The following is a 15,438-nucleotide window of genomic DNA, read 5'->3' as shown; positions in this document are numbered from 1 at the left end:
ATATGGATCGCCAGACCGTCGCGCTGCTGGGCGGCACCGGCTTCATCGGCAGCCGGCTCGTCAATGCGCTGATCGACGCCGGCAAGCAGGTACGGATCGGCACGCGGCGGCGCGACCACGCGCGCCACCTGCAGATGCTGCCGGTCGAGATCGTCGAGCTCGAGGCGCTCGACACGCGCACGCTCGCCCGCTTCGTCGCCGGTGCGCACGCGGCGATCAATCTCGTCGGCGTGCTGCACGGCGGCCGCGGCACGCCGTATGGGCCCGGCTTCGAGCGCGCGCACGTCGCGCTGCCGGCCGCGCTCGCGAGCGCCTGCACCGAGGTCGGCGTGCGGCGCCTGCTGCACATGAGCGCGCTCGGCGCCGATTCGCGCGGCGCGAGCATGTACCAGCGCTCGAAGGGCGACGGCGAAGCGGCGCTGCATGCGATCGCGGCGACCGATTCGCTCGCGCTGACGATCTTCCGCCCGTCGGTCGTGTTCGGCCCCGGCGACGCGTTCCTCAATACGTTCGCGAAGCTGCAGCGCACGGTGCCGGTGCTGCCGCTCGCGATGCCCGATGCGCAATTTCAGCCCGTGTTCGTCGGCGACGTCGTGCGCGCGTTCGTCAACACACTCGATCTCGCGGCCGCGCACGGCAAGACCTACGAGCTCGGCGGCCCGACCGTCTATACGCTCGAGCAACTGGTGCGTTATTGCGGCACGCTGGTCGGCCGGCAGGCGCGCATCGTGCGGCTGCCCGACGCGCTCGCGCGGCTGCAGGCCAGCGTGTTCGAATGCCTGCCCGGCGAGCCCGTGATCACGCGCGACAATCTCGCGTCGATGTCGGTGCCGAACGTGCTGTCGGGGCCGCTCGCGCCGGAACTCGGGATCTCGCCTGCGAGTCTCGAAAGCATCGCGCCCGCCTATCTCGGCAACGCCACGCAGCGGTCCCGGTTCGACTGGTTCCGCTCGCGTCGCCACTAGGCCTGCCCGGTGCCGTCGTTCGGCACCGCTTTTTTCACCTTCGCGTTTTCCGGAACACCGTCATGAAACTCGTCATTGGAGACAAGAACTACTCGTCGTGGTCGATGCGTCCGTGGCTGCTGCTCACGCATTTCGGCATCCCGTTCGACGAGATCGCGGTCGAGCTGCGTCGCGACGACACGACCGCGCGCATCCTCGAGTATTCGCCGTCCGGCAAGGTGCCGTGCCTGGTCGACGACCACGGCGTCGCGATCTGGGATTCGCTCGCGATCGCCGAGACGCTCGCCGAACGCTATCCGCAGTTCCCGATGTGGCCGGCCGACCCGCTGGAGCGCGCGCATGCGCGCTGCGTCGCGGCCGAGATGCACGCGGGCTTCGCGGCGCTGCGTACGCAAATGGGGATGAACGTGCGCGCGTCGATGCCGGGGCGCGGCGCGACGCCCGACGCGCTCGCCGATGTCGCGCGCATCGATGCGCTGTGGAGCGCATGCCTCGAAGCGTCGGGCGGGCCGTTCCTGTTCGGCGAATTCGGGATCGCCGATGCGATGTACGCGCCCGTCGTGATGCGCTTCAACACGTACGCGCCGGGCCTGTCGCCGGAAGCGGCCGGTTACGCGGCACGCGTGACGGCGCTGCCGGCCGTCCAGCGCTGGATCGACGCGGCGCGCCGCGAAACGACCGTGATCGCCGACTACGAGCCGACGCGATGAACATCTATGCGGTAGGCGGTGCGATCCGCGACGAATTGCTCGGCGTGCCCGTGCAGGACCGCGACTACGTGGTGGTGGGCGCGACGCCCGAGCAGATGGCCGCGCAGGGTTTCCGGCCGGTCGGCAAGGATTTCCCGGTGTTCCTGCATCCGCAGACGCAGGAGGAGTACGCGCTGGCGCGCACCGAGCGCAAGACGGCGGCCGGCTATCACGGCTTCCAGTTCCATTACGCGCCGGACGTGACGCTCGACGAGGATCTCGCGCGGCGCGACCTGACGATCAACGCGATGGCGCGCGAGGTGAGCCCGGAGGGCGTGCTGGTCGGGCCCGTGATCGATCCGTTCGACGGGCAGGCCGACCTGCGTGCGCGCGTGTTCCGGCACGTGAGCGACGCGTTCGTCGAGGATCCGGTGCGGATCCTGCGCATTGCGCGCTTCGCCGCGCGGTTCGCGGATTTCACGGTCGCGGACGAAACGCTCGCGCTGATGCACCGGATGGTCGACGCGGGCGAGGTCGACGCGCTGGTGCCCGAACGTGTGTGGCAGGAAATCGCGCGCGGGCTGATGGAGGCGAAGCCGTCGCGGATGTTCGCGGTGCTGCGCGAGTGCGGCGCGCTCGCGCGCATCCTGCCCGAAGTCGATGCGCTGTGGGGCGTGCCGCAGCGCGCCGACTACCACCCGGAAGTCGACACGGGCGTGCACGTGATGATGGTGGTCGACTATGCGGCGAAGCAGGGTTATTCGCTGCCGGTGCGCTTCGCGGCGCTCACGCACGATCTCGGCAAGGCGACGACGCCCGCGGACGTGCTGCCACGCCACGTCGGCCACGAAGGCCGCAGCGTCGACCTGCTCAAGCCGTTGTGCGAGCGGCTGCGCGTGCCGAACGAATGCCGCGATCTCGCGCTGGTGGTCGCGCGCGAGCACGGCAACCTGCATCGCGTGATGGAGATGGGCGCGGCCGCGCTGGTGCGGCTGTTCGAGCGCAGCGACGCGTTGCGCAAGCCCGCGCGTTTCGCCGAGATGCTGCAGGCCTGCGAATCGGATGCGCGCGGGCGGCTCGGGCTCGACACGCAGCCGTATCCGCAGGCCGAGCGGCTGCGCGTGGCGCTCGCGGCCGCGCGCAGCGTCGATGCCGGCGCAATCGCGCGCGGCATCGGCACCGATACGGAGAAGATCAAGGATGCCGTGCATCGCGCGCGGATCCAGGCCGTCGCGCAGGCGCTCGAGATCGGCGAATAAGGACGGGCGGCGCGCGCCCGCAAGCCGCCGTTACGACTTCTTGCGCGTGGCCGCCTTGCGGGCCGGGGTGGCGGCGGCCGGGCGTTTGCCGGCGGCGGCGCGCGGCTTCGCCGATACCTTCTTTTTTTCCACCGTGCTGGCCGGCCGTGCCGCGTCGGCGTCGCGCTCGCGTTTCGGCGCCGGCTCGCGGCGGCTCACGCGCGGCTCGCCCGGCGCGGGCTGCCTGATTTCCATCGTCGCGGAGACGAATTCCGCGCAGCTGTCGTCGAACAGCGGCAGCGTGCCGACCGCGATCAGCTCGGCGGGCCCGTCGCCCACGTTGGCGACGCGATGCCGCTTGCGCGCGTCGAAGTGCAACGAGTCGCCGGGCGACAGCGGGTAATCCTTCTTGCCGACCGTGTAGCAGATGCGGCCGGTCAGCACGTACACGAACTCGTCGCCGCCGTGCGACACCCATTCCGAGCGGTAGCCTTCCATCATCCGCACCTTCACCGCGTTGATCAGGCTGCCGTCGAACGTGGTGGAGAGGCGTTCGTACCACTGCGACGTGCTGTCGACCGCGTACGGCTCGCGGCTGCCCGCGTGCGAATCGGGTTGCGCCTGGCGCGGCTGGTCGATCAGCGCGCCGAGCGGCACGTCCAGCGCTTTCGCGACGTTGACGAGCGACGACAGGGAGATGCCCGTGAGATGGCGCTCGACCTGGGACAGGAACCCGACCGACAGCTTCGCTTCGGTCGCGACTTCCAGCAGCGTCTTCTTTGCTTCCCGGCGCAGGCGGCGAATGCGCTGGCCGATACGCATGATGTCTGAATCCATGAATCTCTTTCGTGGCAACGAGTCGGGAGGCGAGCGGAGGGGCGGTGCAGTCGCCGGGAAGTTGGGTTCCGCGAATCGCACGAAGCACGGCCGTCGGGACGCCGATGCCGGCGCATTGTACCGCGCGGTTCGGGCGCGCGAAGCCGCGTTGCGCGGGCCTGCGGCACCGTGTCGCCGATTTTAGTCCTACGAAAATTTTAGCTTGACCTCAATTTCCGCCTGCTCTAGATTCTGTCGCGCGCATCAAAAAAAGTTAAGTGAGACAAAAATTTCCGCGGACCTGCCGCTGGCACAGCCCGGCGGCCCGGCGACGTGCAGTGCCGCGCGTCGTCCGCGCAGCGGCGCCGTGTCGCGTCACGCCCGTTTCAGGCGTGCGCCCCGCCGCGTCGCACCGCCGACCGCCGACAACAATGAATAACGTGGGGATCCGATGATCGATCGACTGCAATACAACTTCTCCGGCCTTCCCCCGTACGACGCGTCCGTCGCCGACACGCAGGCCGGCCTGGCGCGCCTGCTCGACGCCGCGCGGCTCGACGCGGTGGTGGTCACGTCGCAGGACGAATACGTCACCGAATACCTGCCGCGCAGCAACAACCCGCGCTACGCGCTGTCGGGCTTCGACGGCTCGGCCGGCTGCGGGATCTTCCTGAGCGCGGCGACCGCGCAGGCGCTCGGCGTGCCGCCGTTCGTGCTGTTCGTTGACGGCCGTTATCACTTTCAGGCGGACCAGCAGTGCGATCCGGCACGCGTGCGCATCGAGAAGCTCGGGATGGGCGTGACGATCTGGCAGGCGCTGGCCGACTGGCTGGTCGCGCACGCAAGCCGGCTCGCCCGGGTCGGCTACGACGCGCTGCGGGTCAGCGTCGCGCAGCGCGACCGGTTGTTCGAGCAGGCGCAGGCCGCGGGGCTGGACTGGACGAGCTTCGCCGAGCGCGAGATCGACCGCGCGATCGCGCTGCCGGGCTGGGTCGTCGAACGGCCGATTTTCGAACTGCCGGAATCGATGACCGGCCTGAGCGTCGCGCAGAACCTCGACACGCTGAGCCGCAAGCTCGCCGCGCATACCGGCGCGGCCGACGGCAAGACCGCGTTCTTCTCGTGCGCGTCGGACGATCTCGCGTACCTGCTGAACAGCCGCGGTTATCACATCCCGAACGCGTCGTCGCACCTCGGCTTCCTGTTCGCGGTCGGCGGGCAGGTCGCGCTGTTCCTGCCGGAAGGCTGCGACCGCTGCGACGTCACGCTCGAATCGTATCCGGCGCTGCACGTGATCCGGCGCGATGTCGCGGCGCTCGAGCGCTTTCTCGCGCAGTTTGCAGTCGATCACGTGTGCTACGGCTTCGAATCGGTGAACTGCGCGCTCGTCGACGCGGTGAGCCGCGTGTGGCCGCAGGCGCGGCATGCCGACTTCAACCCGATCGAGGCGATGCGGGCCGCCAAGACGCCGGCGGTGCTCGACCGGTTCCGCGACGCGTTCGCGCGCAGTTCCGCGGCGATCGCCGAGACGATGCGCTGGGCGAAGACCGGCGAGCCGGGCGCACGCCACACCGAATACGACCTGGCGCGCACGATCAACGACGCGTACGGCGCGCGCTCGGCGGTGGCGCTGACGTTTCCGTCGATCGCGGCGAACGGCGCGAACAGCGCGTTCGCGCATTACACGGCGGCGAGCGCCGACGTCGAGCTGACGGAAGGCGAGCTCGTGCTGCTCGATAGCGGCGCGTACTACGAAGCCGGCTTCGCGACGGACTGCACGCGCGTCGTGCTGCGCCGGACGCATGCGGATACGGTCGCGCAGCCGTGGCAGCGCGAGATCTACACGGTCGCGCTGAAGGCCTGCATCAAGGGGCTCGTCACGCGCTTTCCGAGCACGGCGACGGGCGGCGACGTCGATGCGGTCGTGCGGCAGGTGTGCCTCGACCACGGCCACGATTTCGGTCACGGCACCGGTCACGGCGTCGGCATTCACGTGCACGAGGGCGGCGTGCGGTTCGCGCCGGGCGCGAAGTACGGGCTGGTGCCGAACGCGGTGATCTCGGTCGAGCCGGGCATCTACGTGCAGGGCAAGGGCGGCGTGCGGATCGAGAACATCGTGATCATCCGGCCGGACGAAACGCAGCCGGACACGGTGACGTTCGAGAACATCGTGACGGTCGGCTACGACTGGGACCTGATCGATCTCGACCTGCTGAACGACGACGAGCGCGCGTACCTGCGCGACTACGAGCGGCTGTGCGCGGAGCGCGGCACGCAGGTGACGGCGTGCCCGCTGCTGTAAGCGGCGCCGGCGCGGGCGGCGTCGGCCGCCCGCTTTTCCCCGGTCATCGATGACCGGTCATCAGAGCCGGATCAGGATCCGGCTCCATTTCAGTCCAGCAACCGCGCGCGCACGAACGGCGTGATCCGCTCGGCGAGCCACGCGTGCGTGCGCGTCGTCGGGTGCAGCGTGTCCCAGAACACGAAGCGCGCCGGGTCGCGGCAGTCCGCGCGCGGCGTCTGCGCGGCCATATAGGTGAGCGACGACGGCTTCGGGATGTCGAGGCACGAGCGCTTCGAATCGTCGAAGCCGTATTGCGCGGGGCGGCTCAGCAGATCGTCGAACGGCGCGTACGCATCGAACACCTCGAGCCGCAGCGTTGCGCCGTATCGGGCCCGGACGGCGGCGGCCGCGTCGGCGAGCCGCTGGTTGTAGTCCTTGACCTGCGCGGCGACGCTGGCGGTGTCGGTGCGCGTCGCGAACACCGGCGCGCGCGACACGTCCGGCAGCGTGACGAGCAGGATGCGCGTCGCACCAGCCGCGGCGAGCCGCTCGAGACTGTCGCGCACCGCGTTCGCCGCCTGCTCGGGCGTGCGGCCGTAGTTCACCAGATCGTTGCCGCCCGCGAACACCACGAACAGCGTATTGGCGGGCCGGTAGTTCGGCGCGCGATCCATGTATTCACGCCACGAGTCGACCTCCTGCACCAGGCCCGGCACGACGAGGTGCTGGTCGGTCGCCGCGCCGCCGATTGCCCAGTTGTAGAACGGCAGCCGCAGCGCGTTCGCGACGTATTCGGCCCACACCGGCCCGTTGCTGAAGCGGCCGGCGTGCCAGCTCGTGCCGTTCGGCAGCTTCCACTGGCTCGCGTTGAACATGTTCTGCGTGTCGGACAGGCTGTCGCCGAACACGATCAGCTTGTTGACCCGCGCGTCCTGCTGCGCGGCGTCGATCGTCCAGACCGTGTAATTGAACGACAGCGCGTTGTTGGCCGCGACCGCCTGCGTCAGGTTCGCGCGGATGCCGCGCGCGGCGAGCGTCTGGCGGCAGACGTCGGCGAGCGTGTCCTGCGTCGTCGCGCTGTAGAACATGTTCTTCCACTGCGTGATGCCGTCCGCCCACCAGTAGCCGGGCACGCGATACCAGTCGCCGCCCGACGGATCGCGCGCCCACTCGTAGGTCGCCTCGGGCTTGAGCGGATCGTCGCTGATCCGGTACCAGCAGCGCAGGTAGGTGTAGGTGTCGCTGCCGCGCGATGCGGCGCGCGGCGCCCTGCCGGGCGGTGCGGAGGCCGGCGCCGCGAGCGGGCCGGCCGGCGACAGCGACATGTCGCCGGTCGGCGTCGGCAGCGGGGTCGGGGCGCCCAGCGCGAGCGACGCGGTGAAGGTCAGCGCGGCGCCGAGCGTGGCGACGGCGGCCTGACGGCGTGCGGATTCAAAACGGGAATGATGCATCGATGCCCTCCGATCGGTTGTTGTTGGATCAGGCCGCGCGGCTGCGCTGCCGCGTATCGGGGGGACGGTTGTGCCGGGCTGGAGCCCGGTCTGTCGAAGCGGAATTCGGGGTGAAGCGGGTAAGGCGGGTGAGGCGGCGGCGGACCGGACTGCGGGCCGCCGCGGGGCGTCAGCGCGTCAGCGCCGACACGCGCCCGTCGGGGCCGTAGACGCCGGCCGGTGCGGGTGCCGAGCGCAGCACCGCGAGGGCGCGCTCGTTGTAGTCCATCCGGATTCGGATCAGCATGCCGTTGTTCGCGTTGGCCTGGCGCGCGCGTTCGGCGGCCTGTTGCAGCAGTTGCCAGCGGCCGGCGAGGCGCGCATCGCGCTCGGCGGCCTGGTCCATCCCTTTCTTGCCGGCCGGAAAGCCGAGCGCGGAAAGCTGCGTGTCGCGCGTGCGTTCGAGCTGCGCGAGCCGGTCGATCAGCGCGCTTTTCTTCTCGACGATCCCGGGCAGCATCTCGAGCGGCTCGGCCGTCGTCAGCGCCTTTTCCTCGTAGACGAGCAGGGACGCGAACGCCTCGACCGTCGCGTGTTCGTCGTTGACCGTGGCCAGCAGCTCTTCTCTCATCGCGTCATGCTCGTCGCGCCGGTGCGCGGGGTGCGGCGCGCCGGCAAACCGGGGGACCGGCCGCGAGGCGGCCGGCTCAGCTGCCCGGGCGCTGCTGCTGCAGCAACTCGCGGGCGGTATTCAATACGCCGTCGGCAATCTTGTTCGCGTCGATCGTCAGCGTGCCGTTGTTCAGCGCGTCCTTGATCGACTGGACCAGGCCCGTGTCGATATCGGCGCCGCCGGACGCGGATACCGAGCGCAACTGGCCGGACAGCCCCGACAGATTCACGTTCGTGTCGCCGCCGGTCGTGCCTGCGTCGGCCGCCTGCGCGGACGACGGGGTCGCGCCGGATTGCGCACGGGTCGCGCCGTTGCCGGTCGGCGCGAGAGGGCTCGGGTTCGGAGTGGAATCGATCTTCACGATGGGGTTCCTGTACGGTATGACCCAGATAACGGCCGGGTCGGCCCGAACTTTAGCATCGTGAGCCCGAAATTCTCCGAATAAACAATTCTTTGCAATCTTGCGGCGATATCCGTCCCTATAGCGGAATTTCCACGGTGCCGGCGTCCTTGACGATCGCCGTGACGATCTGGCCCGCCGCCATTCGCACCCGCACCGACTGGCCGGGCGCTGCATTCGCGAGCACGCTGCCCTCGGCCGAAATCGTGAAACCGGGCCCGGCCGCGACGACCCGCACCGTCTGGCCGGCCGACACCGACGCCGCGCTCTTCAGCATGTCCTGCCGCAGCGGCAGCCCGGCCGAGATGCGCGCGAGCGCGGTCGAGCCGATCGCCTGCGCCGGATCGGTGATCACCGCGAGCGGCAGCACCGTCAGGTCGCCGTCGCGTGCGACCAGGTCGGCCGCGCTCAGCGGCTCGCCGGGCGCGATCTGGCGCGCGGCGACGTAATAGGTGGCCTGTACGGTGACCTTCGCCTGCAGGTAGACGGTCCACGGCCGCTCGCCCGCGCAGCGCACGCCGACCGTCGTGCGGCCCCACAGGCGCGCGCCGGTCGGCATGAACGGTTCGAGCGTCGTGCACGCGGCGAGCCCGCGCGGGAAGGCGGTCGTGACCGTCGCGGTGGTCTTGCCGGGCAGGCCGGCGATCTGCTGCTGCAGGAACGTGAGGGCCGCGCGGCGGAGCGCTTCAGGGTCCTGCTGGCCGGGCGGCGTCGCGGGCTGGGCCGCGGGGGCCGCCTGGGCCGGGTTGGCGGCCACCGCCGCCGTGCGCGGCGCCGGCGCGGCTGGCGCGGCGCGGGCCGCCGCCATGCGCGCGGCGCTTGCCTGCGGCGTCGGCCGCGCGGGATTCGATGCGGGCTCGGCCGTACCGGCGACGACCGTCGCGATGGCGTTGGGATCGGTGGCGCGCGGCGTGCCGTAGGCGGGCTTCGCGCGTGCGGCTGCGTAGACCGGCGCAGGTGCCGGGGCCGGCACGGAAGCCGGCGGCGGGACGGTCGTCACGACCATCGCGCCGGACGGTTGCGCCGCGTAGCCGGCCGCGGCAGCACCGGCCACACCGGCCGACCCACCCGCGCCCGCCGCCGCGCGCCCGGCATCCGGCGCGATGCCCGGACCCGAACCCATCCCCGCATTCCCGCCGAACTGCCCGCCGCTCGCCGCGTTGGCGTGCGCGAGCGCCGTTTCGGCCGTCTCGCCGCGTCCGGGAATCACGATCATCCCGTCGTCCGCGTGCGCGGCCGGCACGGCGATCCACAGCGCCGCGGCGAGCGCAAACGCACGCCGGACGTGCGTGAGCCGCCCGTTGCTGCCGCGAAGTGCGCTGCCAGTCATCGCCGTGTCCTCGATCTGTTGCTCCGCTTCGCATTCTAGGGAGCGGGGCCGTCGCGCAAACGATGAATAGAGGGGGGCTTTGCCGCGTTATTCGCCCGATTGCCGGTTGCGTGCGACGCCTACCATCGCTGTCATGGAAAAAAGCCTCTCGGGTCGCCATCCGGCGCGAGGGGCGTGCAGCGCTTCATACGGAGAGACGCACACATGCTGGACAAACTCGATGCGGAATTCGCGTTCGGCCGACAGGCGCTCGACGTGCGCGCCTACCGGCAGGAACTGCTGTCGTCGAACATCGCGAACGCCGACACGCCGGGCTACCAGGCCCGCGACGTCGATTTCGCGTCGACGCTCGCGCGCTCGCTGAAGTCGACGAACGGCGGCCTCGCGCCGAGCAACGCCGGGCAACTGCCGATGACGCAGCCGGCCGGCGTGACGAGCGGCATGTCGATGGTGTCGACGGCGCAGGGTCACATGGCCGGCACGGCGAAGCTGATCCCGACCGGCGGCCCGGCGGACGACTACGGCCGCGCGCAGTACCGGATGCCGCTGCAGCCGTCGCTCGACGGCAACACGGTCGATCTCGACGTCGAGCGCGTGCAGTTCGCGAACAACGCGCTGCACTACGAAACCGGGATGACCGTGATGACCCAGCAGATCAAGGCGATGATCGCCGCGATCACGACGAACTCGTAAGCGCGCCGCTTCCGAACCCGAGCACAAGCACACGCACACGCACACGCACACGCACACGCACACGCACACGCACCAGGAGCCTCCATGCCTTCGTTGATGAACATCTTCGGCGTCGCCGGTTCGGCGCTGTCCGCGCAATCGCAGCGCCTGAACGTCACCGCGTCGAACCTCGCGAACGCCGACAGCGCCACCGGCCCCGACGGCAAGCCGTACAAGGCCAAGCAGGTCGTGTTCGCGACCGACCCGATGGGCGGCGCACGCACCGCGTCCGGCCAGGGCGTGGGCGGCGTGCGCGTGACGAAGGTGATGGACGACCCGTCGCCGATGAAGTCGACCTACGACCCGGCGAATCCGGCCGCCGACGCGAACGGCTACGTGCAGATGCCGAACGTCGATCCGGTGCAGGAGATGGTGAACATGATCTCGGCGTCGCGCTCGTACCAGGCCAACGTCGAGACGCTGAACACCGCGAAGACGCTGATGCTCAAGACGCTGACGATCGGCTCGTAAGCCGCGCGCCGCCCGATCTTACCGACCCGACAGTTCCGATAGTTCCGACAGAAGGCTAGCCAGGATGACCTCCTCCAACACGACGATCGGCAGCAACGGCACGAACGTGTCGACCTTGCCGACCGACACGATGAACACCAACAACGTGTCGTCGACCAACGGCACGTCCGCGAGCGACCTGCAGGCGACGTTCCTGAAGCTGCTGGTCACGCAGCTGCAGAACCAGGATCCGACCAGCCCGGTCGACAGCTCGCAGATGACCTCGCAGCTCGCGCAGATCAACACGGTGAGCGGCATCGCGCAGCTGAACACGTCGCTCACGTCGCTGTCGACGCAGCTGACGGCCGGCCAGCAGACGCAGGCCGCGATGCTGATCGGCACGAACGTGCTCGCGCCGGGCAACGCCGTCGCGGTGAAGAGTGGCGCGGCGTCGCCGTTCGGCGTGTCGCTGGCGAGCTCGGTGTCGAACCTGACGATCACCGTGAAGAACTCGGCGGGCACCGTCGTGAACACGATCAACGCGGGCGCGCAGTCGGCCGGCACCGTGCCGTTCAACTGGACGCCGACCGACGCGGCCGGCAACGCGCTGCCGGACGGCAAGTACACCGTCAGCGCGTCGTACACCGACAGCAACGGCACGCCGCAGCCCGCCACGACGCTCGCGGCCTCGACGGTGCAGAGCGTGATCAAGCAGGCGGACGGCACCGCGGGGCTCGTGCTGTCGAACGGAACGACGGTGGGGCTCAGCCAGGTCGCGTCGATTTTCCCGAACACGACGTCGTCCGCGTCGTCCTCTTCCTCGTCCGGCGGCACCGCCACCAACTGATCGAGCTTTCTCGAAACGGAGACCGAAATGGGTTATCAACAGGGTCTGAGCGGCCTCGCCGGCGCATCGAACGCGCTCGACGTGATCGGCAACAACATCGCGAACGCGAACACGGTCGGCTTCAAGTCGAGCACCGCGCAGTTCGCCGACATGTACGCGAACTCGGTCGCGACGTCGGTCAACACGCAGATCGGCATCGGCACGGCGCTGAACTCGGTGGAGCAGAACTTCGGCCAGGGCACGATCAATACAACGAGCTCGTCGCTCGACGTCGCGATCAACGGCAACGGCTTCTTCCAGATGTCGAACAACGGCGTGACGACGTACTCGCGCGACGGCACGTTCCAGCGCGACAAGAACGGCTACATCATCGACTCGCAAGGCCGCAACCTGATGGGCTACGCGGCCAACGGGGCAGGCGTGATCAACACCGCGCAGACCGTGCCGCTGCAGGCGCCGACCAACAACATCGCGCCGACCGCCACGACCAAGATCACCGGTCAGTTCAACCTGAACTCGCAGGACACGGTGCCGGCCAAGACGCCGTTCAGCGCGACCGACAACACGACGTACAACTACTCGACGTCGATCCAGGTGTACGACTCGCTCGGCGGTTCGCAGGCGGTCAACATGTACTTCGTGAAGTCGGCGGCCGGCACGTGGGAAACCTACGCGGGCGTCCAGGGCGGCGCGACGACCGATCTCGGCACGGTCACGTTCAACTCGTCGGGCGCGATCCAGAGCACGACGACCGGCAACCCGGCCACGCCGACCGCGTCGCTCGGCCAGTTCCAGTTCACCGTGCCGAACACCGACGGCTCGGCGACGCCGCAGGGCCTCACGCTCGACCTGACCGGCACGACGCAGTACGGCGGCAAGGACGGCGTGAACAACCTCGCGCAGGACGGTTACGCGAGCGGCACGCTGACGACCTACACGATCGGCACCGACGGCAAACTGACCGGCAACTACTCGAACGGCCAGACCGCCGTGCTCGGCCAGATCGCGCTCGCGAACTTCAACAACCCGAACGGGCTGGTGAACCTCGGCGGCAACCAGTATGCGGAGTCCGCGTCATCGGGCGTGCCGCAGGTCTCCGCGCCGGGCAGCACGAACCACGGCACGCTGCAGGGCAGCGCGCTGGAGAACTCGAACGTCGACCTCACGTCGCAGCTCGTGAACCTGATCACCGCGCAACGCAACTACCAGGCGAACGCGCAGACGATCAAGACGCAGCAGACCGTCGACCAGACGCTCATCAACCTGTAACCCAGGGATAACGGGCAGCCATGGACCGACTGATCTACACGGCGATGACGGGCGCGTCGCAGTCGCTCGACCAGCAGGCGACCGTCGCGAACAACCTCGCGAACGCGTCGACGACGGGTTTTCGCGCGCAGCTCGCGACGTATCGCGCGGTGCCGATGAATTTCGGCGACGGCAGCACGAGCGACCCGACGACGACGCGCACCTACGTGCTCGCGTCGACGCCCGGCGCGGATTTCGCGCCGGGTCCGATCACGCGCACCGGCAATCCGCTCGACGTCGCCGTGCAGGGCGCGGGCTGGCTGTCGGTGCAGACGGCCGACGGCAGCGAGGCGTACACGCGCGCCGGCAACCTGCACGTCGACGAGAACGGCCAGCTCGTCAACGCGAGCAACCTGCCGGTGATCGGCAACGGCGGCCCGATCTCGGTGCCGCCGAATGCGGAAGTGACGATCGGCAAGGACGGCACCGTTTCCGCGCTGATGCCGGGCGACCCGCCGACGGCGGTCGCGATCGTCGACCAGATGAAGCTCGTCAATCCCGATCCGGCCACGCTCACGCGCGGCAACGACGGCTTGTTCCGCACCGCCGACGGCAATCCGGCCGACGCCGACGCGAACGTGGTCGTCACGCCGAATTCGCTCGAAGGCAGCAACGTCAACCCGGTGACCGCGATGGTCGCGATGATCGACAACGCGCGTGCGTTCCAGCTTCAGCAGAAGCTGATCCAGACGGCCGACCAGAACGAGCAGTCGGCGAACCAGCTGCTCAACTTCAGCTGAGCGTCCGCGCCAGCCCACGCAGGAGACCTTACAAGTGAACCGTTCGCTCTACATCGCCGCCACCGGCATGAATGCGCAGCAGGCGCAGATGGACGTGATCTCGAACAACCTCGCGAATACCAGCACGAACGGCTTCAAGGCGTCGCGCGCGGTGTTCGAGGATCTGCTTTACCAGACGATCCGCCAGCCGGGCGCGAACTCGACGCAGCAGACCGAGCTGCCGTCGGGCCTGCAGCTCGGCACCGGCGTGCAGCAGGTCGCGACCGAGCGCCTGTACACGCAGGGCGGCCTCACGCAGACCGGCAACTCGAAGGACGTCGCGATCAACGGCGCGGGCTTCTTCCAGGTGCTGATGCCGGACGGCACGAACGCGTACACGCGCGACGGCTCGTTCCAGACCAACGCGCAGGGCCAGCTCGTCACGTCGAGCGGCTACCAGATCCTGCCCGCGATCACGATCCCGCAGAACGCGACGTCGCTGACGATCGGCAAGGACGGCGTCGTGTCGGTCACGCAGGCGGGCTCGACCAATTCGGTGCAGATCGGCTCGCTGCAGATCGCGACCTTCATCAATCCGGCCGGCCTCGAGGCGCGCGGCGAGAACCTGTTCTCCGAGACGACGTCGTCGGGCGCGCCGAACGTGTCGCAGCCGGGCCTGAACGGCGCGGGCGTGCTCAACCAGAACTACGTCGAGGCGTCGAACGTGAACGTCGTGCAGGAGCTCGTCAACATGATCCAGACGCAGCGTGCCTACGAGATCAACAGCAAGGCCGTGACGACGTCCGACCAGATGCTGCAGACCGTCACGCAGATGAAGAGCTAACCGGAATACCCGTCGTCGCCATGAAGCAGGTTCGCCTCCTCCCGTCAGCCACCGTCCGCGCCCTAGGCGCGCTCGCGGTGGCGGCGCTCGCCGGTTGCGCGCAGATCCCGCGCGATCCGATCATCCAGCAGCCGATGACGGCGCAGCCGCCGGTGCCGATGTCGATGCAGGCGCCCGGCTCGATCTACAACCCCGGCTACGCGGGCCGGCCGCTGTTCGAGGATCAGCGGCCGCGCAACGTCGGCGACATCCTGACGATCATGATCGCGGAGAACATCAACGCGACCAAATCGTCGGGTGCGAACACGAACCGGCAGGGCAACACCGATTTCAACGTGCCGACGGCCGGTTTCCTCGGCGGGCTGTTCGCGAAGGCGAATCTGTCGGCGACCGGCAACAACAAGTTCGCGTCGACGGGCGGCGCGAGCGCGGCGAACACGTTCAACGGCACGATCACGGTGACCGTCACCAACGTGCTGCCGAACGGCAACCTCGTGGTCAGCGGCGAGAAGCAGATGCTGATCAACCAGGGCAACGAATTCGTGCGCTTCTCGGGCGTCGTGAACCCGAACACGATCTCGGGCGCGAACTCGGTCTACTCGACGCAAGTCGCCGACGCGAAGATCGAATATTCGGCGAAGGGCTACATCAACGAAGCCGAGACGATGGGCTGGCTGCAGCGCTTCTTCCTCAACATCGCGCCGTGGTGATGA

General features: G+C 69.1%; 16 protein-coding genes. 11 read left to right on the top strand and 5 right to left on the bottom strand.

Annotated elements, in window-relative coordinates; translation table 11 throughout:
* Positions 1-2: 2 nt before the first annotated feature.
* From H3H55_RS16375 to H3H55_RS16365, 3 genes are all read left to right on the top strand, one after another.
* Positions 3-965 carry a complex I NDUFA9 subunit family protein gene (locus H3H55_RS16375; RefSeq protein ID WP_193099355.1) on the top strand — a complete coding sequence of 321 codons (963 nt, stop codon included), beginning with the start codon at positions 3-5 and terminating at the stop codon, positions 963-965.
* A 62-nt stretch (positions 966-1,027) separates the two neighbouring features.
* Positions 1,028-1,675, top strand: a complete 648-nt coding sequence (locus tag H3H55_RS16370) for a glutathione S-transferase family protein (RefSeq protein WP_193099354.1) — start codon at positions 1,028-1,030, stop codon at positions 1,673-1,675.
* Complete coding sequence (locus H3H55_RS16365; protein WP_193099353.1) at positions 1,672-2,913, top strand: multifunctional CCA addition/repair protein; 1,242 nt, start codon at positions 1,672-1,674, stop codon at positions 2,911-2,913. Before H3H55_RS16370 ends, H3H55_RS16365 begins: the two co-directional genes overlap by 4 nt.
* 30 nt (positions 2,914-2,943) lie before the next feature.
* On the opposite strand, the gene H3H55_RS16360 is transcribed toward H3H55_RS16365, so the two are convergent.
* Entirely contained in the window at positions 2,944-3,729 is a 786-nt protein-coding gene (locus H3H55_RS16360) for a helix-turn-helix domain-containing protein (RefSeq protein ID WP_193099352.1), read from the bottom strand.
* Between the two features lie 430 nt (positions 3,730-4,159).
* On the opposite strand from H3H55_RS16360, the gene H3H55_RS16355 reads away from it, so the two are divergent.
* Positions 4,160-6,010: a M24 family metallopeptidase gene (locus tag H3H55_RS16355; protein ID WP_193099351.1), complete on the top strand. Its 1,851-nt coding sequence runs from the start codon at positions 4,160-4,162 to the stop codon at positions 6,008-6,010.
* A gap of 89 nt (positions 6,011-6,099) precedes the next feature.
* Here the strand turns inward: H3H55_RS16355 and H3H55_RS16350 are convergent, their stop codons facing one another.
* From H3H55_RS16350 to flgA, 4 genes are all read right to left on the bottom strand, one after another.
* Complete coding sequence (locus tag H3H55_RS16350) at positions 6,100-7,443, bottom strand: SGNH/GDSL hydrolase family protein (RefSeq protein ID WP_193099350.1); 1,344 nt, start codon at positions 7,441-7,443, stop codon at positions 6,100-6,102.
* Positions 7,444-7,612: 169 nt separating this feature from the next.
* Positions 7,613-8,053 carry a flagella synthesis protein FlgN gene (locus H3H55_RS16345; protein WP_034208608.1) on the bottom strand — a complete coding sequence of 147 codons (441 nt, stop codon included), beginning with the start codon at positions 8,051-8,053 and terminating at the stop codon, positions 7,613-7,615.
* A 76-nt stretch (positions 8,054-8,129) separates the two neighbouring features.
* Positions 8,130-8,456 (bottom strand): flagellar biosynthesis anti-sigma factor FlgM, encoded by a 327-nt coding sequence (gene flgM, locus H3H55_RS16340; RefSeq protein ID WP_193099349.1) that lies wholly within the window; start codon positions 8,454-8,456, stop codon positions 8,130-8,132.
* Between the two features lie 118 nt (positions 8,457-8,574).
* Positions 8,575-9,825 carry a flagellar basal body P-ring formation chaperone FlgA gene (flgA, locus tag H3H55_RS16335; RefSeq protein WP_193099348.1) on the bottom strand — a complete coding sequence of 417 codons (1,251 nt, stop codon included), beginning with the start codon at positions 9,823-9,825 and terminating at the stop codon, positions 8,575-8,577.
* Positions 9,826-10,029: 204 nt separating this feature from the next.
* On the opposite strand from flgA, the gene flgB reads away from it, so the two are divergent.
* From flgB to flgH, 7 genes are all read left to right on the top strand, one after another.
* Complete coding sequence (gene flgB / locus H3H55_RS16330; protein ID WP_129513173.1) at positions 10,030-10,518, top strand: flagellar basal body rod protein FlgB; 489 nt, start codon at positions 10,030-10,032, stop codon at positions 10,516-10,518.
* 84 nt (positions 10,519-10,602) lie between these two features.
* Positions 10,603-11,028 (top strand): flagellar basal body rod protein FlgC, encoded by a 426-nt coding sequence (gene flgC, locus H3H55_RS16325; protein ID WP_006485701.1) that lies wholly within the window; start codon positions 10,603-10,605, stop codon positions 11,026-11,028.
* A 64-nt stretch (positions 11,029-11,092) separates the two neighbouring features.
* Complete coding sequence (gene flgD, locus H3H55_RS16320; RefSeq protein ID WP_193099347.1) at positions 11,093-11,854, top strand: flagellar hook assembly protein FlgD; 762 nt, start codon at positions 11,093-11,095, stop codon at positions 11,852-11,854.
* A gap of 27 nt (positions 11,855-11,881) precedes the next feature.
* Positions 11,882-13,123, top strand: coding sequence for a flagellar hook protein FlgE (flgE, locus tag H3H55_RS16315; protein ID WP_193099346.1), 1,242 nt, complete (start codon positions 11,882-11,884; stop codon positions 13,121-13,123).
* A 20-nt stretch (positions 13,124-13,143) separates the two neighbouring features.
* Positions 13,144-13,902, top strand: coding sequence for a flagellar basal-body rod protein FlgF (gene flgF / locus H3H55_RS16310; protein ID WP_129513170.1), 759 nt, complete (start codon positions 13,144-13,146; stop codon positions 13,900-13,902).
* 34 nt (positions 13,903-13,936) lie between these two features.
* Positions 13,937-14,725, top strand: coding sequence for a flagellar basal-body rod protein FlgG (gene flgG, locus H3H55_RS16305; protein ID WP_021164160.1), 789 nt, complete (start codon positions 13,937-13,939; stop codon positions 14,723-14,725).
* Between the two features lie 20 nt (positions 14,726-14,745).
* Complete coding sequence (gene flgH, locus H3H55_RS16300; RefSeq protein WP_193099345.1) at positions 14,746-15,435, top strand: flagellar basal body L-ring protein FlgH; 690 nt, start codon at positions 14,746-14,748, stop codon at positions 15,433-15,435.
* The last annotated feature ends 3 nt before the right edge of the window (positions 15,436-15,438 follow it).

Source organism: Burkholderia sp. Z1 (genome assembly GCF_014893795.1).
In the GTDB taxonomy this organism is placed as follows: Bacteria; Pseudomonadota; Gammaproteobacteria; order Burkholderiales; family Burkholderiaceae; genus Burkholderia; species Burkholderia theae.
This window is presented reverse-complemented; position numbering and strand designations above follow the sequence as displayed.

Bases quoted from the DNA above. Each gene is read 5' to 3' on its own strand.
- flgE (WP_193099346.1), top strand. From the start codon at position 11,882: ATGGGTTATCAACAGGGTCTGAGCGGCCTCGCCGGCGCATCGAACGCG.
- flgB (WP_129513173.1), top strand. From the start codon at position 10,030: ATGCTGGACAAACTCGATGCGGAATTCGCGTTCGGCCGACAGGCGCTC.
- flgD (WP_193099347.1), top strand. From the start codon at position 11,093: ATGACCTCCTCCAACACGACGATCGGCAGCAACGGCACGAACGTGTCG.
- H3H55_RS16355 (WP_193099351.1), top strand. From the start codon at position 4,160: ATGATCGATCGACTGCAATACAACTTCTCCGGCCTTCCCCCGTACGAC.
- flgF (WP_129513170.1), top strand. From the start codon at position 13,144: ATGGACCGACTGATCTACACGGCGATGACGGGCGCGTCGCAGTCGCTC.
- H3H55_RS16375 (WP_193099355.1), top strand. From the start codon at position 3: ATGGATCGCCAGACCGTCGCGCTGCTGGGCGGCACCGGCTTCATCGGC.
- H3H55_RS16360 (WP_193099352.1), bottom strand. From the start codon at position 3,729: ATGGATTCAGACATCATGCGTATCGGCCAGCGCATTCGCCGCCTGCGC.
- H3H55_RS16350 (WP_193099350.1), bottom strand. From the start codon at position 7,443: ATGCATCATTCCCGTTTTGAATCCGCACGCCGTCAGGCCGCCGTCGCC.
- H3H55_RS16365 (WP_193099353.1), top strand. From the start codon at position 1,672: ATGAACATCTATGCGGTAGGCGGTGCGATCCGCGACGAATTGCTCGGC.
- H3H55_RS16345 (WP_034208608.1), bottom strand. From the start codon at position 8,053: ATGAGAGAAGAGCTGCTGGCCACGGTCAACGACGAACACGCGACGGTC.
- flgH (WP_193099345.1), top strand. From the start codon at position 14,746: ATGAAGCAGGTTCGCCTCCTCCCGTCAGCCACCGTCCGCGCCCTAGGC.
- H3H55_RS16370 (WP_193099354.1), top strand. From the start codon at position 1,028: ATGAAACTCGTCATTGGAGACAAGAACTACTCGTCGTGGTCGATGCGT.
- flgC (WP_006485701.1), top strand. From the start codon at position 10,603: ATGCCTTCGTTGATGAACATCTTCGGCGTCGCCGGTTCGGCGCTGTCC.
- flgA (WP_193099348.1), bottom strand. From the start codon at position 9,825: ATGACTGGCAGCGCACTTCGCGGCAGCAACGGGCGGCTCACGCACGTC.